Below are 19,314 nucleotides of genomic sequence, written 5' to 3'. Positions count from 1 at the left end.
GCTTAGGCTGGAATGGATTCAATCACTGCTTCCCTTGACCAGATCCGATGATGGCGCAACAGTTGCTTAAACTTCTCCGCCACATATTTAAAGTCATCTCCAATCAGGGTGCCCTCATCAGCAGACAGTCCCAATTGCTCCAGTAGCTCAGATTTATTACCTAAAAACACAATCGGCTTTAAATGTTTATAGGCCTCAAGCAGATAATGCTTTGCAACACCATCCTGCAATACCTCCTCAAGGTTATCGCCATCGGCAATAATCACCGCATCATAGGCAATGGATGGCTCAGCCTTTTGCATGCCATCAGAGGTTGCCTGTTCCCCCCTGATTCCTTTTACGGGCGCTGGTGTTGGTGTAAGCAAATGAACGATGGCATTTTCCTTAATCACCCAGTTCTGGATGGTATATAAACTTTCAGCATTAACATTGTTATGAATCAGCACGGCTATTTTCTTTCCCTGAATATCTTCAGGAATAAAGACCTGCATGGAAAGTTTTCCTGACTTTTCAATCATGGCATGTTTGAAGTTTTCTTCCAGATCAGGCACGGTTATACCTAGATTGTCACCCACTTGACGGGCCAGATCTGTATCAATATTGGCAAGGATTTCCTGAACTTCCCGCTCACGAATATGCTGACGCTGCACCTTGCTTAATTCAAAGGTATAGGCATCCACCACATGTTTCTGTTCATGTGGTGCCAAACTTCTATAGTACAGGCGGGCCTGTGAAAAATGGTCAGAGAAAGATTCACTGCGCTCACGAATCTTGTGCCCATCAATCCGTTCCTTATAACTTTCAAAGCCCCCATTCTGGGCGGCTGGCGGTATTTCAATCGGCCAGTTGTTGTCGATGGAGTTAGGCTGATAGGATGCCTGCCCTTTGTGGATTTCATGCTGGTGCAAACCGTCACGCTGGTGGTTATGATAAGGACAGACTGGCTTGTTGATTGGAATCTGGTGGAAATTTGGTCCCCCCAGACGGCTTAGCTGGGTATCGGTATAGGAGAATAAACGTGCCTGTAACAATGGGTCATTGCTAAAATCGATACCTGGCACAATATGTCCAGGACAGAATGCAATCTGCTCGGTTTCAGCAAAAAAATTGTCCACATTGCGGTTCAGTACAAATTTGCCTATCGGTGTGACGGGAACCAGTTCTTCAGGAATAATCTTGGTGGGATCAAGCAGGTCAAAATCAAAACTCATCTCATCCTCTTCCTCCACGATCTGCACACCCAACTCCCACTCTGGATAAATGCCCTGCTCAATCGCCTCATACAAATCCCTACGATGGAAATCTGGGTCTTTACCTGCCAGCTTTTGTGCCTCATCCCAGACCAGTGCCTGCAATCCCTGTTTGGGTGTCCAATGGAACTTGATAAAACAGGCTTTTTCATGGGCATTAATAAAACGGAAAGTATGTACCCCAAAGCCCTGTATGGAACGGAGGCTACGTGGAATTGCCCGATCAGACATCGCCCACATCACGGTATGGGCGGACTCAGGAACCAGTGACACAAAATCCCAAAAGGTATCATGTGCTGTGGCACCTGTTGGCATTTCATTATGCGGTTCAGGTTTTACGGCATGAACAAAATCAGGGAACTTGATTCCATCCTGAACGAAGAAAACTGGTGCATTATTACCCACCAAGTCAAAATTGCCTTCCTGCGTATAGAACTTGATGGCAAAGCCACGAATGTCCCGTACAGTATCGGCGGAACCACGCGGCCCCTGCACTGTAGAAAACCTAACAAAAATCGGGGTTTGAATGGTTGGGTCCGTTAAAAAGCCCGCTTTGGTAAACTGTTCATTGCCCTCATAGGCCTGAAAATAACCATGCGCCCCCACACCGCGCGCATGAACAATTCGTTCAGGAATCCGTTCATGGTCAAAATGGGTAATTTTTTCCCGTAGAATAAAATCTTCAAGTAAGGTGGAACCCCGAACCCCTGCCTTTAAACTGTTCTGGTTATCTGCAATCTTGACGCCCTGATTGGTGGTTAGGGCTTCATTGGTGGCATCACGTCGAACCTGATCCAACTGGGCTGTTTTTGCCGTAACATTCTGCTTGTCTGGAGTGTCGCCAGCTAATGCACTTTTTATTTTGTTCTGGTCATTGGTATTGTCGTTCATTTGGCTACCTACTGATGGATGGCTAGAAAAATAATGGTTTTATTTAAATTTTATCGGCTTTGCGAGCTGCTTAAATAGGGAAACAACAGCTCCACATATTTTTGTGTACTCCATAGACCTATACTTTTATGATGTGAGTCTGGAGCCAAAAATGGGATAAGTTTGCAAAGTTTCAGTGCAAGGTTCTGGGTCTGGTTTACCCGTGTCTGTAAGCTTTCCAGTTCACCATCAGAAATATAGCTAAATAAATACTGGTGAATATGCTGCTCATTATCTATGTTGGGTTTATAAGGCAGATAACTTGATGAATATTGCTCACCTGCAATCCAGTCGTGAATAATCTGTTTTTCTGTGGAATTAAATACGCCATACATTTTCCCATCTTCATGGCTGATCAAGCGCCAGAACAGACTTTCCTCAGGATCAGTATTCAGCTTAATCCATTTATTTTCCGTTAGCTGGCGTATGAAGCTGCCAATTTCATGGGGATTTGCAAGCCATTGGTTAACTGTTTTACATTCAATCTGATGTTTCTCATTGTGAACCAACTGCCCAACCAAGGCCTTGCGTTTTAGAATTTTATGGACAAACTTTTCCAGATCAAGGTTATCAATAATTTGACGTGAGCCAATACCATGCTGATTTAAAGCGTAGCCACGCTTCAACTTATCAAGAAACAGTTCTTTGTCCTTATATTTTTTATAAATATTTTCCAGGGCTTTTATTGATTTATGTGCATGGCCATTGTCCAGATTATCAATGGTAATATGCAGGTTAAAATATTTTGAATCTATTCCCAACTCGGCCAGTTCATAGTTGGTAATGAGTAAATGTAATGGTAATTGCTCATAACCCAGATTAAATCCAATAATCTCTGGAATAAACTCAGGCGGTGCATAACCCAAGGCCAGCTGAATTGCGGCATGATGATAATATTCATCATCAAGGAACAGCTCAAAATCATCCAAACCTAAAGCACATAATAAGTCATCATAAATACATACATGGTTTGATTTCGCCTGCCCCAAACCCAACTCTTCCAGGTAAATCAAAATCAGGTCATGAAAAGTAGGATCATTCCAATAATTGACAATACTGTATAACCACGAACCATCCACTTTTTTTATTGGAGCGACCTTGATTAGAAACTCAAAAGCCTGTCCCAGATTTTTAAAATATTCCCGTTCTCCACCTGACTGGCGGCGTTTGATATAATCCTGATAGATTTGACCCACTTTCTGGTTTTCAGTGAAATACCAATCTTTCATGTCGCTGATTTTCTTTGGTAGATCAACCTTGTTTAAACAGACCTTTTCAAATTCCTTATTCAATAGGCTGACCGCTTTTTTTTCTTTTTCAAAGTTGGAAATATCTCCATCCATAAAGAAAGCAACAAGCTCATAATAATTTTTTTGATCATCCTGTAATAAGTCAAGCAATCTTTTTTTTACTAAAACTGGCATTTTCATTCTCCGAATTGAAAATATAAAAATACATTACGTGGCTGGCGCTTTATTCCCATCAACTTTTTGTTAAAAGAAGTTATAAAAAAAACATATGAAAATAAAATTTCTTTTTATTCAATGAGTTGTTTTTGCATATTTTTACAGTTTAACATTTTGAATTATTTATCTTTCACGTTATCCATATGAATAAACAATAATTTATTTTGATTGTACTTATACAATGGAGTTCCTATGTTCAAAAAATCCTGTGAGCGATTGGCTGAGAAAAAACTCACGATTTCTTTTCTTGAAAGTGCTTCCGCAGGCTATCTTTCCTATCAATTCTCATTAAGTCCCTTTTCTGGCAATATTCTAATTGGTAGCCTGGTCTGTTACGACTTAAAAGTAAAAGAAAAAGTTTTGAAGATTTCTCCATCATTTATCAAGAAGCATACTGCTGAATCTATGCAAGTAACCAGGGAAATGATTAAGAAAGGAAAGAAACTGTTTCAATCAGATATTTACGTGTCATGTACTGGATTATTAAAGCGAGGTGGTTCTGAAACCAAGGAAAAGCCTGTGGGAACATTCTTTTACTGCATATATTATAAAGGCAGTATTTATGAGTTTCGAACTGTATATTCAGGTCAACCCAAGAAAAAACTGGAAAGCCTACTCAATGATATATGTAATAAGCTTATGAAAATTATAGAAGAAGAAAAGTGCTAGAAAACTTTTGTTTTTGTTTCATCATGTAAGTTAAATATAAAGAACTATTAAAAGTGTTTTTATTTAAAACCACTGTTATTCTTTAACTCTTTATAAATACATAAAATTTACTTTATTTAGACGTTACATTTAAATATTGGGAAACATGCAAAGTCTTATCACAATCAAAATTTATGTTTTAATCAAACCATCTGATTTACTCAGATAATATCCATAGCTAATAAAATGAGGAATACCATCATGAGTAATGCAAATAACCAACGTAATAATCAGCAACAACAGAATGATGACAACCGTCAACAGCAGCACCAGCAGCAAAATGACAACCGTCAGCAACAAGGATCTAATCAAAAAGATTCTAACAACCAAGGATCAAACCAAAATAACCAACAGAAGTAATTTCTGGTTATTTTAAGGTCCAAGCATATTTAGGAGAATAATGAAAATATTCTCCTAAATTTTATATAAGAATTATTTTTGGCTGGAGAATTCCAATGACTGATACCAATAATGCCAATTCAGGTAATCAAGGGTCCAATGTCAATGTTAACCCTGATGATTACTGGCGCGAAAGCTACCTTACCCGTCCCTATTATCAGGAAGCTCAACTTGACACGCCTGACCTGGATTATGATCGTGATTTTTCCAAAGCCTATGAGCTAGGCAGTCGTGCACGAACTGAACATGATCGCAACACTCAATTTGAGGATGTTGAGAGAGGCTTGAAAGAATCTTGGGAAGAACTCAAAGCCGAATCAAGATTAAAATGGGAACAGGCCAAAGAGGCAATTAAAGATGCCTGGGACAGATTATAAAATGCCTTTCCCCATAAATAAAATGAGCTTATTGAATAAATAAGCTCATTTTATTTATAAAGTATAATTTTATCCATTATAAAAAGAGTAATTTATCCATGAATATAATTGATATTTTTCTCTATGACACAACCTGGGGTTTTATATTTGAAATCATGATCCGTTGCTTTGTCATGTTTTTCCTTATTCTTATCTTTCTAAGACTTTCAGGCAAACGGGGTATTCGACAGCTTTCCATATTCGAAGTGGCCATTATTCTGAGCCTGGGAACTGCGGCTGGCGATCCCATGATTATTGATGATGTACCGATTGTCCAGGCATTCGTGGTCATGAGTACCATCATCATTCTCTATCGGCTAGTCACCTGGGCCATGATGAAAAGTGAAAAAATTGAATTATGGGTGGAAGGTAAACCCCTTTATATTGTTGAAGATGGCATGATGGTGATTCAGGATATGAAGAAAGAAAAATATTCCCACGATGAGTTTTTTGCTGAAATGCGTCAGCAAAGTGTGGAACATCTAGGACAAGTCAGGGTGGCTTTGCTTGAAACGGATGGCTGTTTAAGTATCCTGTTTTACACTGAGCAGGAAACCAAATGGGGGCTCCCACTATTTCCCAAAGCCTACCAAAAGTCAGTTCACTTAAATACTGAGAATTACTATTCCTGCATGTACTGTGGAATGACCCAGCATTTACTTCATCTGGAACAGGAGTGTCCTCGTTGCCATAATAAGGACTGGACTGAATCCTTGTCTGTTCCCTATATTCATTAACATTAAACGTGGAAGATCTTGTTGGTCACCTGATAACAGTTGCATCGTAAAGTTATGTGTCAGACAAAGGTTTATAGATTGGATATCCTGAAAAGCTTTTTTTTAAACTATAGTAATGCCCTGCCTGATTCAGATACCCCTAGATAACCACCTCAACAATATTGTTATTGTTGAGGTACCCCCTGTCTGTTTAGCTCATCAGCTTGAACAACTTGCCTGTTCTTGGGTGTACAAAGGTAAAATCATCATTCAAGGGAATCACCTTGTCCGTGATCACCACCTTGAATAAAGGCGCCCATAACATTCCAGTATTGATTAAATTTGGATTCAATGTCTTTTCAAAAATCTGTTCGACAATGATCCTGTCTCCTGTTTCACTACTCGCATCAACTTCTTTCAACATATATCGTTTAGACATATAAAACTCCTTTTAAGAAATCGTCATTTGAGAATGATTATTTGCTCAGCTTATTTAGGGAATGGCTTCTTGACTTTTAAAATACTCAACAATCTCCTCTCCCTTATTATCAGATTTATTCACAATATTACCTGAATCATCATAATAATAGGTTGGTAAAACCACCTTGCTTTTCTGACAAGTCATGTCTTTTTTATCGTAATAAGTAATTTTCTGAATAAACCCAGCAAGCCAGAGTATATATTCATCGGAGTTTTTACTTTTCGGCAGAATACTTAAATCAAAGTTTATTGATAACCGACCTGAATTCATCAATAACTCTTCAAAGTTAATATAGTTGTATAAAAGCTTAAAATCCGTTTTCTTAATTTCCTTTCTCAACTCTATCATTAAGTTATTAAGATCCTCTACAGGCTCATCAGTGAAACCTTTCGATGTCTTTACCTTAAAGTATATTTTTTCTGCAAGTTTCAAAAATTGTGGCATGACTTTATTCCTGTAATTTTTCTTACTGGAATTTTATCTAATTTAATGTAATTAATTGTTAATCTTATTTTGAATTGTGAAATAATTATGATTTTTAACAACATAAAAATTACACAATACTTGAATCAAACAACAAAACAAAAATTCCATGTGATACAAGTCACAATAATTATATAAATTTACCATTTCTTCTTTAAGTCATATTTAAGAAGAAATTATATTGAAACAATAGAATCTATTTTTAATAGTGGCTAACTATTATTCCTAAAGAGTTAACCACTATATTTGGTCATTTAAATAATCTTGATTTAATCAGGGCGAGTTCTACTGGATAAACTCGAACCTGAATTTTCAGGTACAACTCCTGATGCATCATTTTCGATGAATGCTGGGGTTGAAGCACCATTATTATAATCATCATGTAATTGATCATTATTTAACTGATCACTATTTAGCTCGTCTGTATTCGTAGGGCGACTTTCCATGGAATGAGGAGAGGTATTTGCCTCATCCTGTTTCATCATATCTGCATCCCTGTTTCTATCGCATCCAGCTAAACCAAGTATAAAAGTTAGAGCTAGGCTTGTTAACATTAGTTTTTTCAACATGGTGTACCTCACTGTTTCATAAAATTAATCCATAAAAATTCAAGTAAATTTTAGATATACTCATCTGCAAATCGAGCATTTCTTTTTTTTCTTTCACTGGCCAATTTATTTTTACGTCGTCCAATAAATTCTTTATCATTTCCTTGATCGTATTCTTTAGTATATTTGGAATTAGATTTATGATTTTCATCAAGCATCATTTCCAATTCCTCCAAGTGAATACTTCTATCCAAGCTTGTTACTGAACCGTAAATATCTTTTGCAATCTGCTGTGAATTACATTTAATCTTCATTTGTATTTCCCTTTATTCATGAGGCATAACCTTTAAATATTAGATAACCTGTATAAAATATATTTCATAGATCCATAAAAAAACCTTTATCATGTATCTTTCTTTATCAACGTACACAATCACACAATAAATTATTGTTTTCAATTAAATTTATATTTATAAAAAATAATATTTTTACTTTTTATTTATAAGAAAACAAAAAATTTACAAAAACAAACACAACAATATATTCTTACATTAAATTATAGAATCTGGTCCAAAATAGCTTACCAATAAAAAAGAAGCTTAAATTTAAGCTTCTTTTTTACTTTAATAGATTAATTCAGGTATTTACTTAATATCCTTTTTCTCTTTGGTATCATGGGATAAATGATCATTACCATGATGCTTATCATCAGAGAGTCTAGTTTTATCCTTATGAGATTTATAATAACAGCCTAAAGCCACACCTGTTCCTAAAGTAATAATGGTTTTTAACATGGTACACCTCTTCAAAAATGAGAACATTTCTATAGATAGCATTTTTTTTGTTAATTTAATGAGTCATTTTTCTATTTTCATTTTAAAAAAGAAAATTCATGTAAAGACACAAATCACAAAAAACCCTATAATTCAATAGATTATCAGATCAGCATAAAAAATAGAATATTTTGAAACAAACCAATGGGATAAAGATATAAGAATTAAAAATTTTAAATTATCTTGACAAAACCTATAAAAAATCTGGAGTATAATTATCCTACTGATTAAATCAGGAAAATAATATGGCTAAGATCAAGTCCTTTGAATCCAATTCCACTGAAGAAATGGAAAATAAAATCAATGAATAGTTAAGAGAAGAGCTTTCTCATCACCACAATAAAATCAATATAAAGCAAATTAGCCATTGCTATATCAATAATGAAAACTCATATAGGATTAGTGCCCCGATTGTATATGACTATATATAAAGTAAATTTAAGTTTTTATCTTAAAAGCCAGATATTTTGAATATTTTTATTTCTCCCAGTTCCTATTTAGTATTTATTAAGTTTTATTTTATCTATTTGGAATTTATAACAAATTTAAAAATAATAATATAAGAAATCAAAATTCATTAGTATTCCTAAACAATACTTGTTTCATAAAAGTCTTATTACTCACATGAATGTTCACAATGAATACATTTAGAAACATAAAATCCTGCATAATTTCTAAAAGATAAGGATTCCATAGGAGGAAAAAATGCCACAGATATTACGCATAGCTGAAAAAATATATAAAAAACTCAATGAGAATAAAGAATTTAGCAATGATCCTATAGAGAATCTCAATAAACTGATTGTTGAGATACGTCAAGAAATCAAGGGTACAAAACTAAAGGTACTCTACAATTTTATTGATTTTGAAGAATGTTTAAACAAACCAAACCATGATTGTAAGGTAAAACTCGATATTAGTCTCATTCCGAGCATCAAGAATGAGGGCGAATTTATACTTTGGCTTGCGGGCTTTATAGAGAAAATTACAACAGACGGTAAAAGAAAACTTCCTCCCTTAAGAAAAGATATTCCACCTGATTTCACATTTAGCACCCAAAAAGAATTAAAAAAACCAGTCACTAGTCGAAATGAATATTCACAGACAGGAGAACAGATTAACTCCTATTTCAAGTCTGAAGAATTTATAACTGCCTTTAATAAGGGGCATTAGTTTGTAATGATAGAAGTGTGCTCCTGACCGTTCGCACTTCTATTATTTTGCTGAATTAGTTCAGCAACCGCCTGTACGGGGCGGTTTTCTTTTAACAATTAATATAGATTTAATGAAATAACTTGAAATTAAAACTGATTACAGATTAAATCTTTTATCATTAACAGGTGAAACCAATTTATAGACCTTACCATCGGCTTCATCCTCAAATAATAGGTCTATATTTGGAAAAATAGTTTTTCCCTCCACCTCAATATATTCAACTCTCTTAAAAAAAGGAATATCGTTGTCTTCCAAGTCATTTAACTTTGCAACAACTATAGATTCATTTTCTTCCTGATCCTTGACGATCACAGTAATCTTATCCATATCATGTATCCTAAAAATTTATTTAAAATAAATATGTTATTTTTCCATAGATTTGTCGACCTATTGTTTGTAACAAGGCTTATAATTATTATACTGTCTCAATATTTTGTAAAAAAATATAAAAAAGAAAAGCCTTAATAAAAGGCTTTTCTTTTTTCAAACTAAGTTAATCTGATTATTTACGATTACGATTCCAGGCATCACGGGAAGCAAGTTTTGCCTCATCCCAAGACAAGCGCGATTCAGCTCTTGATTTTTCCCAATTGACTTTTAGCTCTGGCTCAATCTCTTCAAATGCCACATCAGGATCATAAATTGCGTCATTGTCATAACCTAAACGATACGCCTGCTGGTAATCCCGTTCATAATTCAGGTCTGGATAATTCGCCTTGCTTGTACCATAATAAGGCTGATTGATGTAGTTTTCACGCCAATAGGCATCTTCAACCGTTGGATCAATTGCTTCACCAACCGCACTACCTGCCAAACCACCCACGACAGCCCCAACTGCTCCACCAACCAATGTACCCAATGGCCCACCAACACTACCTACAGCAGCTCCTGCCGCCGCTCCACCTACAGCACCCACGCCTGTTCCTACGGGATGCGAACCAGGCTCTCCAGTAATTGGATCGGCATTTAACTCTTTTTTAACCTCATCTGGAGCATTCTTAATTTGCTCACGATCAAAATCATCTGCATGTGTCATTTCTATTCTCCTTAAAATGGATAAATCACCGTAAGAGTTACATTCTTAATAAAATCTTCAGTGATGTTTAAATTGTCTATTCCACACTAAAATAGGATTTTGTTAAAAAACAGGCCTAATATTTTCTTAAAAGTTAAAATTTATAGTGTTTAGTAACAGAAGAAACATATTGAAATACTAATTTCTTTGTTTAATTTCCCATAACAACATATTAAAAACAGATATTCTGCAACAACATTTTTTAGTTACAAAAATATACTTTTAGATTATATACAAAATCATTCACTAAATTATTTATAAATAGTATGGTCTTATTTTTATTTAGTTTTCAAATAAAATACATTCACTAAAAATAAATCAATTCTTATATTCCAACAAAGTAATAGATAACATTTAAGTATGTATATTTTAGCTAAAAATAAAATTTTAATATAATTAAATCCTTAAAAAATTATTTCCTATTTAACCGAGCGGCATGAGGTGTTTTCCCATACCAGCGCTTATAGGCATGAATAAAACTTGAGGGTTCTGCATATCCAAGCCATTCGGCAATTTGCTCAACTGAGGCCTGTGAAACAGACAAATAATAGTCTGCAAGAATCTGTCGCACCTCTTCCCTGATTTTAAGAAAGGTCGTATCTTCCTGAGCCAGATGACGGCGCAAGGTTCGGGAATTAAGATGGAGATGATCAGCCACATTTTCCATTGAGGGAATTTCTCCTTTGGCATTCATTAATGCCTGTCGTACCTGATGGGCATATTTTTTTTGAGACTGCCGTTTATCCAATATTTGACGGCATTGTTCTTCAGCGGAATGTAAAACCAGCTCATTTGCCATTCTTAGTTTTTGGTCGATTTTCTCCCCATTCAATACCACATAATTTTTTGGGGCGCCAAATTCTGGAACCACTCCAAATAAATCGATATACGGTTGTATATCGCCTTGAGGCTGAAATGAAAACGCCAATTCCTGGCAAAAGTTATCCTGGATTAAATCTCTTTGAACTGTCAGCAAGGCGGCGGCATCCCGTTCAATAATAAACTGCCAAAGCGTATGGGGAATTGCCTCATCGACCTCAAGATCAATTTGAATTGCATTTTCCTGTTCTGAAACAATAAACTGGGTAAAGGCAAACGTTAATGGAAAGTAGGTCAGTGCAAAATTCAGTGCTTCACGGATGTTGGCACTACTGATCAGGGCCAGACCAAGTGAACCAAAAGTGGTGAAATGATAACGTGTCCCCACTTCCAACCCCAGAAAAGGCCGATCTACACATTGTTCAACGAGGTTACGAACCAGTTGTAATTCCTGCTGGGCAGAAACTGTCATGTTGGGGTCGAGCAGTTGCTGTTGTTGCAGACCAGTTCCTTTTAGGATCAATTCATGGCAGACCCCGTGTTCCGCCGCAAAATCTACCATCAGCCGAACACTATGGATGCTGCGCTCATACGTCCATAAGTACTTCAATGTGCATGTCCCTTTGTCCTCTAATCACAATATTTTGTCCGCATCCATCCTCTAAATCAACAGGTGAAACGACTATTCTGCACTCAGGAATCTATATTTTATCCAGAGCAGGTTATGTTTAAACAGGGATCACATTCAAATAAAAATATTCGTATCGCAATTATAGGAACTGGATTTGGTGGATTGGGACTTGCAATTCGTCTCAAACAGGCTGGATTTCAGCAATTTACCTTATTTGAAAAGGCCAATGATGTTGGCGGGGTCTGGCGTGACAATACTTATCCTGGCGCTGCCTGTGATGTGCCCTCTCATCTCTATTCTTTCTCCTTTGAGCAGGATCTTGGCTGGAAAAACCGTTATGGCTCATCACAGGAAATTCATCAATATCTACGCCACTGCACTGAGAAATATCAGCTTTATCCACATATTCAGTTTAATACAGAAATTGCCAGCGCCAATTTTGATGCAACTCAAGGCATTTGGCATATTCAAAGTACAACAGGCGAAAAGTTTGAGGCTGAATTTTTAATTGCGGCAGTAGGTCAACTGAATCGTCCTGCCTATCCAAAAATTAAAGGTCTGGAAAATTTCAAGGGTAAAACATTTCATTCAGCCCGTTGGGATCATGACTACGACTTAAACAATAAGCGTGTAGCCGTTATTGGCACTGGTGCAAGCGCCATCCAGTTTGTTCCTGAAATTGCCAAGCAGGTGGCGCATCTGGATATTTATCAACGCTCTGCGCCCTATGTCATTCCAAAACCTGATCGTCTCTATTCACCCATTGAGCGCAAGGCATTCCAAAAACTTCCTGTGCTGCAAAGCCTCGATCGTATCTTTCAATACAGTTATAACGAGATTCGCCTAAAAAGCTTTACCACAACTCTAAATGAAATGCCGTTGGCAGAATATATTTTCCAGCGTCATATCCGAGAGGAAATCAAGGACCCTCATTTCCGTCACCGTTTAATGCCTGACTATCCAATTGGCTGTAAACGTATCCTGATTTCCAATCACTGGTATCGCAGTCTGGTTCGCACGAATGTTGAGGTCATCAATACTGCCATTCAGGAAGTCACTGAAAATGGCATTGTAGATCAGGATGGGAACTTACGTGAAGTTGACACCATCATTTATGGCACAGGCTTTACCGCAACCGACTTCATGGCACCGATGCAGATTAAAGGTCTGAATGGCATAAGCTTAAAAGAGGTATGGCAAGATGGCGCGGAAGCTTATTTAGGTTTAACCGTCAGTGGCTTTCCTAATTTCTTTATGCTGTATGGACCAAACACCAATCTTGGACATAATTCAATTGTGTATATGATTGAGAGTCAGGTGAACTATATTCTTGATGCAATTCAGGTTTATCTAAAGAAAAATTTACGCTTTGCCAATCTAAAACCTGAAAGCCAGCAAAAATTTAATCAGGAAATTCAGGAAAGAATGAAAAGCACCATGTGGTCACAAGGCTGTAACAGTTGGTATCAAACCGCCACAGGAAAAAATACCAATAACTGGCCTGGTTTTACCTTTGAATATCGTCAACGCACCCGCCGTTTTGATATTGAAAATTATGCGCTAACACCAAGGCAATCTTAATCATTAATGATATTTGTTTGATTCAATAATATAGGGAAACTTAGATGAAAAGCTTTAACAATAAAGTTGCCGCTATCACAGGCGCAGGCTCGGGCATCGGTCAGGCACTTGCCATCGCATTGGCCAAACAGGGATGCAACCTTGCCTTGTCCGATGTTAATGAAAATGGCTTGGCCAATACCGTTACCTTATTACAGGCTTATCCAGTTAAGGTCACCAGACAGGTGGTGGATGTGGCAAAACGTGAGGAAATGGCAAGCTGGGCAAAATCTGTGGTTGATCAACATCAACAGGTCAATCTTATTTTTAACAACGCGGGTGTTGCGATTGGTAGTACTGCCAAGGGTGTGAGTTACGAAGACCTTGAATGGCTGATTGGCATTAATTTTTGGGGTGTGGTTTATGGCACCAAAGAGTTTCTACCCTACCTAAAACAGAGTGGCGACGGACATATCATCAATATTTCAAGTATGTTTGGCTTGACTGCCCAACCGACCCAAAGTGCCTATAATGCCAGTAAGTTTGCAGTGCGCGGTTTTACCGAAGCATTGGGTCAGGAACTGGATATAGAAAAGTTGGGCGTTAGTGCAACTTGTGTTCATCCTGGCGGTATCCGTACCAATATTGCCAAGGCAGCACGGATTAATAACAGTGTAACAAGTTTAGGCATGGACCCTGCAAAAAGTCAGGATGCGTTTGACAAAATATTGCGCACTCCTGCTGAAGAAGCCGCAGCGCTTATTTTAAAAGCTGTACAAAAAAATAGCCGCCGTTTACTGATTGGTGCCAATGCCAAAGCCGTGGATATTCTTCAACGCCTTATGCCACAGGGATATCAGAAAATATTTGCAACAGCGACCGCTTTGCAGGCACGTTTTCTTAAATAATTTTAAGATCACTTTTTTTATTGACCATCCATAGATGGTCAATCTTTTTTTAATAGCAGATATGAGTCATTATTTATGAAGCAAGTTCTCGCCTGGACCATCAGCCATACCTTGCGCCCTGCCTTATCGCCTAAAGTTCCACTGAAGATTCAACGTTTATGCAGTGATCTGGCAAGCACCATCTTAATGGGTCCGTCTGGCTATAAAACGCAAAAACAAATGATTGGTCAGATTCCCACCCTCGAAATTCGGCCTAAAACCACATTAGAGGGTTATGGTGTTTTATATTTGCATGGTGGTGGCTATGTGGTTGGCAGTGCCAAAAGTCATATCAAACTGGCAGCACATCTTGGTCATGCCATTCAAGCTAAGGTCTGGCTTCCTGAATACCGTTTGGCTCCAGAACATCCAAGCCCTGCCGCAATGGAAGATGCCTTGTTTGTGTATAAAACCCTGTTAGCCAGTGGGCAAGACCCAAATAAATTAATCATTGCTGGGGACTCTGCTGGCGGTGGTTTAAACCTATTAATGGCAATAGCGATTCGTGAAGCTGGACTGCCACAGCCTGCTGCACTGGTGCTGCTTTCGCCATGGGTCGATTTAAGCTTATCAGGGGAAAGTTTAAAGACTCATATTGCCCGTGACGCAATGCTGAGTCCAGAATGGTTGCAATGGTGTGCAAAAAATTATTCTGGCAAACAACAAGTAACCTCTCCATCCTGCTCTCCACTTTATGCCGATTTAAACGGTTTAGCACCCACCTTAATTCATGTGGGTACCGAAGAACTGCTTTTGGACGATGCCAAACGCATCGCACAAAAACTAGAGAAAGATGGCGTAACTGTTCAATCTAAGGTCTACAATGGCGTGGGTCATGTTTTCCAGTTTCATGCAGGAATTTTAAAAGAAGCCAACCAATCTATACGGGAAATTGCTGACTTTGCGCATCAGTATCTTAGCTAACTGTTTTGAGCTAAAACACCACCCGACGATAATTTCGATACTCAGGTGTCCAGAAATTGTTTTCTATTGCCAGTGCCAGCGCATCATTGCTCATGGGTACGGCCAAACCATCCGCCATTGCAGCTTTTGCCACCTTAAATGCAATGAACCTGGAAACTTGCTGAATATCATTGATATTTGGCAATAAATCAGCTGCCGCATTCTTCAAGCGTGGTGAACAGTCCGCCAAGGCGGTACTTGCAGCCATCAACATTGCATCGCTGATATGGCTTGCTCCACATGCAATGACACCCAGCCCTATGCCAGGAAAAATATAGGAGTTGTTGCACTGGGCAATTGAATAATATTTTTCCTGAAAATAGACAGGTGCAAATGGGCTGCCTGTCGCCACAATTGCTGCACCTTGTGTCCACTCAATAATATCTTTAGGCTGTGCTTCCACTTGGGAGGTTGGGTTGGATAGTGGCAGTATAATTGGGTGCTTATAATATTTAGCCAAGGTCTTGATCACCTCTTCGCTAAATAATCCAGCCTGTCCAGAGACACCAATCAGGATACTTGGTTTGGCGTTTTTCACCACATCCAGAAGCGAAACCAGTTCCCCTGAATGTTCCCATCCTGTAATTGCATGAACTGGTGTGGCAAGTTTTTGCTGGAAATCCAACAGGTTTGGCTGCTGATCTGTCATCAAGCCAAAACGGTCCACCATAAAGATGCGTGAACGGGCCTCATGGTCGCTTAGACCCTCATCAATCATTTGCCTTACAATATGTTCAGCAATTCCACAACCTGCCGAGCCTGCACCCACAAAGGTAATGGTTTGGTCCTTGAGTTGTTTGCCCTGTGCCCGTGATGCTGCAATGAGTGTCGCAACCGTCACCGCAGCCGTACCCTGTATATCATCATTAAAACAGCAAATTTTATCCCGATACTGGGTGAGTAACGGCATGGCATTTTGTTGGGCAAAATCTTCAAACTGGATCAGAACATTTGGCCAGCGTGCACGCACCGCAGCAATAATTTCTTCAACAAACTGGTAATATTGCTCACCCCGAATACGCGGTTGCTTCCAGCCCATATAAATTGGATCGTTGAGTAATTCCTGATTATTGGTGCCCACATCAATAGTGATTGGCAAGGTATAGGCTGGGCTGATGCCACCACATGCTGTATAGAGCGATAACTTTCCAATTGGGATTCCCATCCCGCCAATGCCCTGATCACCTAGGCCAAGAATACGTTCGCCATCCGTGATCACGATGACCTTTACATTTTTCTTATTCACATTATGAATAATCTGGTCAATGTATTGGCGTTCAGGATATGAAATGAAAATGCCACGATGACGGCGATAAATATCTGAGAATCGCTGGCAGGCCTCACCCACTGTTGGGGTATAGATGATCGGCAGCATTTCATCCAGATGCTGGCCGAGCAGGCGATAGAAAAGGGTTTCGTTGGTGTCCTGTATATTTCTTAGATAAATATGCCTGTTTAGGTCGTTGTCGAATGAAAGGTACTGCTGATAGGAACGTTGTGTTTGTTCCTCAATGCTTTCAATGTTGTAGGGAACCAAGCCATGTAAATTGAAATTTTCCCGTTCCTCTTCAGAAAAGGCAGACCCCTTATTTAATAAAGGAAGTTCTAAAAGAGCATTTCCAGCATAAGGAATATACAAAGGTTTTTTAGTTTTACCAGAATTCACAAACATACCGTACTCTTTAAATGTTCCGTCACATATCAAATTTTATTTACTTAAGTTCCGCAGGCTTTTAATATTCAAACAGACCCGCTACAAAGAACTTTGGCTGGGCAATAATTTACACCATTACTGCCCAAGACTGCATATACATGCCTATATACCAAGCCATTCACTATTTAGAAAATAAATGATCTATCAGCATAATCATGATTTCAGTTTAAATCATAGTGAATGATGTAAATTCTTTTTGCATTTGTAGATTTCTAAACCATGTCCTTGGGCAAATCTCACATTTATTCAAGTATGATCTCTGCCCAATAATTTAATCAGCTATTTTCCTGCTCATATTCCTTGATCGCTTCCTTGGCGATACGGAAGCTATCCACTGCCGCAGGCACACCACAATAGATGGCGACTTGTAACAGTACTTCACGGATTTTTTCTTTCGGCACGCCATTGCGCAATGCGCCCTTGACATGTAGTTTCAGTTCATGCGGGCGATTCAGTGCAGAAATCATCGCCAGATTAATCAGGCTGCGTTCAGGCTTACTCAGTTCCTCACGTCCCCAGACCGCACCCCAGCAATATTCCGTCACCAACTCCTGCAAGGGCAAATTAAAATCATCGGCATTATTGATGGAATTATTGACATATTCCTCACCCAAAACCTGTTTACGAATTGCCAGACCTTTTTCAAACTTTTCATTACTCATTTAAATACCTCCAAACAAGGTATATTTAATTTCCAGATAGTCATCCATACCATATTTTGAGCCTTCACGCCCCAAGCCTGAGGACTTAACCCCACCAAACGGCGCAACTTCATTGGAGATCAGGCCCTTGTTAATCCCGACCATTCCATATTCAAGCTGCTCACTCATACGCCAGGCTCGTCCCAAATCCTGCGTATAGCAATAGGCGGCCAAACCAAACTCAGTGGCATTCGCCATTTCAAGCGCCTGCTGTTCAGTCTCAAATTTAAAGATGGCGGCCAAAGGACCAAAGGTTTCCTGCGTCGCAACATCCATTTCACTTGTAACATCAGCAATAATGGTGGGTTGATAGAACAGTTCACCTGCACCATGACGTTGACCGCCTGCAATTAAACGGGCTGATTTTGCCAACGCATCCGCCACATGCGCCTCGACTTTTTTCACCGCATTTTCATTGATTAGTGGGCCAATCTCATTGCCCTGCTGCAAGCCATTACCGATTGCAAAGGCTGCCACTTTTTCTTTCAATGCGGCAATAAATTTCTCGTAAATACCTGCCTGAACCAGAAAACGGTTGACGCAGACACAGGTCTGTCCTGCATTGCGGTATTTGGCAATGAGTGCCCCTTCAATTGCAGCATCCAGATCAGCATCATCAAACACGATAAATGGCGCATTACCACCCAATTCCAGGGACACCTTTTTCAGGGTTTGTGCTGAACGTTGATACAGCAATTTACCCACTGGTGTTGAACCCGTAAAAGTAAATTTACGCACATCGTCACTTTCAAAAATCGCATCGCCAATAGTGACCGCATCTCCCGTGATGACCGTAAAAATCTCCGCAGGAACACCTGCCTGCAGCGCCAGATCAACCAAGGCCAATGCGGTAAACGGCGTTTCAGGTGCAGGTTTGACAATACACGGACAACCCGCCGCCAATGCAGGTCCCACCTTACGGGTAATCATGGCCGCAGGAAAATTCCACGGTGTAATGGCGGCAACCAGACCAATCGGCTGTTTACTGACAACGATACGGGCATCTGAATAAGGACTCGGAATCACATCGCCATAAACACGTTTGGCTTCTTCAGCAAACCATTCAATAAAACTGGCGGCGTAGAGGATTTCCCCCCTTGCCTCGGCAAGCGGTTTACCCTGTTCACTGGTGAGGATAAATGCCAACTCATCCGCGTGCTGCACCATCAAGTCAAACCATTTTTTTAAAATGATGGAACGGTCTTTGGCAGTTTTATTTTTCCATGCTGTCCAGCCATTCATCGCAGCCTGAATTGCCCGTTCCGCCTCGGCCTTACCCATATTCGGCACAGTCCCAATAATTTCCTGTGTCGCAGGATTATAGATGTCTGTGGTCTGCTGGCTGTCAGCATCACACCATTGCCCAGCAACAAAGGCTTGCTGGTGAAACAGGGGCATTTGATCGAGTTGCATAAATCACCTTTCCATACAGTGTCCATCAATCAGTTTAAGAACAGCA

20 protein-coding genes and 1 pseudogene are annotated in these 19,314 nt (G+C 39.0%); 8 read left to right on the top strand and 13 right to left on the bottom strand.

Annotated elements, in window-relative coordinates; translation table 11 throughout:
* Positions 1–2: 2 nt before the first annotated feature.
* Positions 3–2,147, bottom strand: a pseudogene (katE, locus tag QLH32_RS00645) (catalase HPII); the annotation flags it as partial.
* Between the two features lie 44 nt (positions 2,148–2,191).
* Positions 2,192–3,604, bottom strand: a complete 1,413-nt coding sequence (locus QLH32_RS00640; RefSeq protein ID WP_283267581.1) for an iron-containing redox enzyme family protein — start codon at positions 3,602–3,604, stop codon at positions 2,192–2,194.
* 234 nt (positions 3,605–3,838) lie between these two features.
* On the opposite strand from QLH32_RS00640, the gene QLH32_RS00635 reads away from it, so the two are divergent.
* The 4 genes from QLH32_RS00635 (at position 3,839) to QLH32_RS00620 (ending at position 5,906) form a co-directional block, all read left to right on the top strand.
* Entirely contained in the window at positions 3,839–4,315 is a 477-nt protein-coding gene (locus tag QLH32_RS00635; RefSeq protein WP_267979214.1) for a CinA family protein, read from the top strand.
* A gap of 240 nt (positions 4,316–4,555) precedes the next feature.
* Entirely contained in the window at positions 4,556–4,714 is a 159-nt protein-coding gene (locus tag QLH32_RS00630; RefSeq protein WP_279961293.1) for a hypothetical protein, read from the top strand.
* Between the two features lie 95 nt (positions 4,715–4,809).
* Complete coding sequence (locus tag QLH32_RS00625; RefSeq protein ID WP_283267579.1) at positions 4,810–5,130, top strand: hypothetical protein; 321 nt, start codon at positions 4,810–4,812, stop codon at positions 5,128–5,130.
* Positions 5,131–5,228: 98 nt separating this feature from the next.
* Positions 5,229–5,906, top strand: coding sequence for a DUF421 domain-containing protein (locus QLH32_RS00620; RefSeq protein WP_283267578.1), 678 nt, complete (start codon positions 5,229–5,231; stop codon positions 5,904–5,906).
* A gap of 190 nt (positions 5,907–6,096) precedes the next feature.
* Here the strand turns inward: QLH32_RS00620 and QLH32_RS00615 are convergent, their stop codons facing one another.
* From QLH32_RS00615 to QLH32_RS00595, 5 genes are all read right to left on the bottom strand, one after another.
* Positions 6,097–6,324, bottom strand: a complete 228-nt coding sequence (locus QLH32_RS00615) for a hypothetical protein (protein ID WP_283267576.1) — start codon at positions 6,322–6,324, stop codon at positions 6,097–6,099.
* A gap of 54 nt (positions 6,325–6,378) precedes the next feature.
* Entirely contained in the window at positions 6,379–6,810 is a 432-nt protein-coding gene (locus QLH32_RS00610; protein WP_283267575.1) for a hypothetical protein, read from the bottom strand.
* 308 nt (positions 6,811–7,118) lie between these two features.
* Positions 7,119–7,334 (bottom strand): hypothetical protein, encoded by a 216-nt coding sequence (locus tag QLH32_RS00605; RefSeq protein ID WP_283267574.1) that lies wholly within the window; start codon positions 7,332–7,334, stop codon positions 7,119–7,121.
* A 134-nt stretch (positions 7,335–7,468) separates the two neighbouring features.
* Positions 7,469–7,711, bottom strand: a complete 243-nt coding sequence (locus QLH32_RS00600; RefSeq protein ID WP_283267573.1) for a hypothetical protein — start codon at positions 7,709–7,711, stop codon at positions 7,469–7,471.
* A 330-nt stretch (positions 7,712–8,041) separates the two neighbouring features.
* A complete protein-coding gene (locus tag QLH32_RS00595; RefSeq protein ID WP_283267572.1) occupies positions 8,042–8,191 on the bottom strand; it encodes a hypothetical protein in 150 nt (49 codons plus the stop codon).
* 744 nt (positions 8,192–8,935) lie between these two features.
* On the opposite strand from QLH32_RS00595, the gene QLH32_RS00590 reads away from it, so the two are divergent.
* Complete coding sequence (locus tag QLH32_RS00590) at positions 8,936–9,403, top strand: hypothetical protein (protein WP_283267570.1); 468 nt, start codon at positions 8,936–8,938, stop codon at positions 9,401–9,403.
* Positions 9,404–9,541: 138 nt separating this feature from the next.
* Here the strand turns inward: QLH32_RS00590 and QLH32_RS00585 are convergent, their stop codons facing one another.
* From QLH32_RS00585 to QLH32_RS00575, 3 genes are all read right to left on the bottom strand, one after another.
* A complete protein-coding gene (locus tag QLH32_RS00585; protein WP_267979203.1) occupies positions 9,542–9,772 on the bottom strand; it encodes a hypothetical protein in 231 nt (76 codons plus the stop codon).
* Positions 9,773–9,947: 175 nt separating this feature from the next.
* Positions 9,948–10,481, bottom strand: coding sequence for a glycine zipper domain-containing protein (locus tag QLH32_RS00580; RefSeq protein WP_283267569.1), 534 nt, complete (start codon positions 10,479–10,481; stop codon positions 9,948–9,950).
* Between the two features lie 451 nt (positions 10,482–10,932).
* Positions 10,933–11,949 carry an AraC family transcriptional regulator gene (locus QLH32_RS00575; protein WP_283267568.1) on the bottom strand — a complete coding sequence of 339 codons (1,017 nt, stop codon included), beginning with the start codon at positions 11,947–11,949 and terminating at the stop codon, positions 10,933–10,935.
* A 114-nt stretch (positions 11,950–12,063) separates the two neighbouring features.
* Here QLH32_RS00575 and QLH32_RS00570 point away from each other — a divergent pair, with 114 nt between their 5' ends.
* The 3 genes from QLH32_RS00570 (at position 12,064) to QLH32_RS00560 (ending at position 15,401) form a co-directional block, all read left to right on the top strand.
* A complete protein-coding gene (locus tag QLH32_RS00570) occupies positions 12,064–13,551 on the top strand; it encodes a flavin-containing monooxygenase (RefSeq protein ID WP_283267567.1) in 1,488 nt (495 codons plus the stop codon).
* Between the two features lie 44 nt (positions 13,552–13,595).
* Complete coding sequence (locus tag QLH32_RS00565; protein ID WP_283267566.1) at positions 13,596–14,438, top strand: SDR family NAD(P)-dependent oxidoreductase; 843 nt, start codon at positions 13,596–13,598, stop codon at positions 14,436–14,438.
* Between the two features lie 75 nt (positions 14,439–14,513).
* Positions 14,514–15,401, top strand: coding sequence for an alpha/beta hydrolase (locus QLH32_RS00560; protein WP_283267565.1), 888 nt, complete (start codon positions 14,514–14,516; stop codon positions 15,399–15,401).
* 10 nt (positions 15,402–15,411) lie between these two features.
* On the opposite strand, the gene QLH32_RS00555 is transcribed toward QLH32_RS00560, so the two are convergent.
* The 3 genes from QLH32_RS00555 to QLH32_RS00545 form a co-directional block, all read right to left on the bottom strand.
* Complete coding sequence (locus tag QLH32_RS00555; protein ID WP_283267564.1) at positions 15,412–17,112, bottom strand: NAD-dependent malic enzyme; 1,701 nt, start codon at positions 17,110–17,112, stop codon at positions 15,412–15,414.
* 317 nt (positions 17,113–17,429) lie between these two features.
* A complete protein-coding gene (locus QLH32_RS00550; protein ID WP_267979195.1) occupies positions 17,430–17,816 on the bottom strand; it encodes a carboxymuconolactone decarboxylase family protein in 387 nt (128 codons plus the stop codon).
* Entirely contained in the window at positions 17,817–19,268 is a 1,452-nt protein-coding gene (locus tag QLH32_RS00545; RefSeq protein WP_283267563.1) for an NAD-dependent succinate-semialdehyde dehydrogenase, read from the bottom strand.
* Between the last annotated feature and the right edge of the window lie 46 nt (positions 19,269–19,314).

The organism is Acinetobacter corruptisaponis (assembly GCF_030053775.1).
Taxonomy (GTDB): Bacteria; Pseudomonadota; Gammaproteobacteria; order Pseudomonadales; family Moraxellaceae; genus Acinetobacter; species Acinetobacter corruptisaponis.
Note: the sequence above shows the minus strand (reverse complement) of the source record. Positions and strands in the feature narration are given on the sequence as shown.

Bases quoted from the DNA above. Each gene is read 5' to 3' on its own strand.
- QLH32_RS00640 (WP_283267581.1), bottom strand. From the start codon at position 3,604: ATGCCAGTTTTAGTAAAAAAAAGATTGCTTGACTTATTACAGGATGAT.
- QLH32_RS00635 (WP_267979214.1), top strand. From the start codon at position 3,839: ATGTTCAAAAAATCCTGTGAGCGATTGGCTGAGAAAAAACTCACGATT.
- QLH32_RS00630 (WP_279961293.1), top strand. From the start codon at position 4,556: ATGAGTAATGCAAATAACCAACGTAATAATCAGCAACAACAGAATGAT.
- QLH32_RS00625 (WP_283267579.1), top strand. From the start codon at position 4,810: ATGACTGATACCAATAATGCCAATTCAGGTAATCAAGGGTCCAATGTC.
- QLH32_RS00620 (WP_283267578.1), top strand. From the start codon at position 5,229: ATGAATATAATTGATATTTTTCTCTATGACACAACCTGGGGTTTTATA.
- QLH32_RS00615 (WP_283267576.1), bottom strand. From the start codon at position 6,324: ATGTCTAAACGATATATGTTGAAAGAAGTTGATGCGAGTAGTGAAACA.
- QLH32_RS00610 (WP_283267575.1), bottom strand. From the start codon at position 6,810: ATGCCACAATTTTTGAAACTTGCAGAAAAAATATACTTTAAGGTAAAG.
- QLH32_RS00605 (WP_283267574.1), bottom strand. From the start codon at position 7,334: ATGATGAAACAGGATGAGGCAAATACCTCTCCTCATTCCATGGAAAGT.
- QLH32_RS00600 (WP_283267573.1), bottom strand. From the start codon at position 7,711: ATGAAGATTAAATGTAATTCACAGCAGATTGCAAAAGATATTTACGGT.
- QLH32_RS00595 (WP_283267572.1), bottom strand. From the start codon at position 8,191: ATGTTAAAAACCATTATTACTTTAGGAACAGGTGTGGCTTTAGGCTGT.
- QLH32_RS00590 (WP_283267570.1), top strand. From the start codon at position 8,936: ATGCCACAGATATTACGCATAGCTGAAAAAATATATAAAAAACTCAAT.
- QLH32_RS00585 (WP_267979203.1), bottom strand. From the start codon at position 9,772: ATGGATAAGATTACTGTGATCGTCAAGGATCAGGAAGAAAATGAATCT.
- QLH32_RS00580 (WP_283267569.1), bottom strand. From the start codon at position 10,481: ATGACACATGCAGATGATTTTGATCGTGAGCAAATTAAGAATGCTCCA.
- QLH32_RS00570 (WP_283267567.1), top strand. From the start codon at position 12,064: ATGTTTAAACAGGGATCACATTCAAATAAAAATATTCGTATCGCAATT.
- QLH32_RS00565 (WP_283267566.1), top strand. From the start codon at position 13,596: ATGAAAAGCTTTAACAATAAAGTTGCCGCTATCACAGGCGCAGGCTCG.
- QLH32_RS00560 (WP_283267565.1), top strand. From the start codon at position 14,514: ATGAAGCAAGTTCTCGCCTGGACCATCAGCCATACCTTGCGCCCTGCC.
- QLH32_RS00555 (WP_283267564.1), bottom strand. From the start codon at position 17,112: ATGTTTGTGAATTCTGGTAAAACTAAAAAACCTTTGTATATTCCTTAT.
- QLH32_RS00550 (WP_267979195.1), bottom strand. From the start codon at position 17,816: ATGAGTAATGAAAAGTTTGAAAAAGGTCTGGCAATTCGTAAACAGGTT.
- QLH32_RS00545 (WP_283267563.1), bottom strand. From the start codon at position 19,268: ATGCAACTCGATCAAATGCCCCTGTTTCACCAGCAAGCCTTTGTTGCT.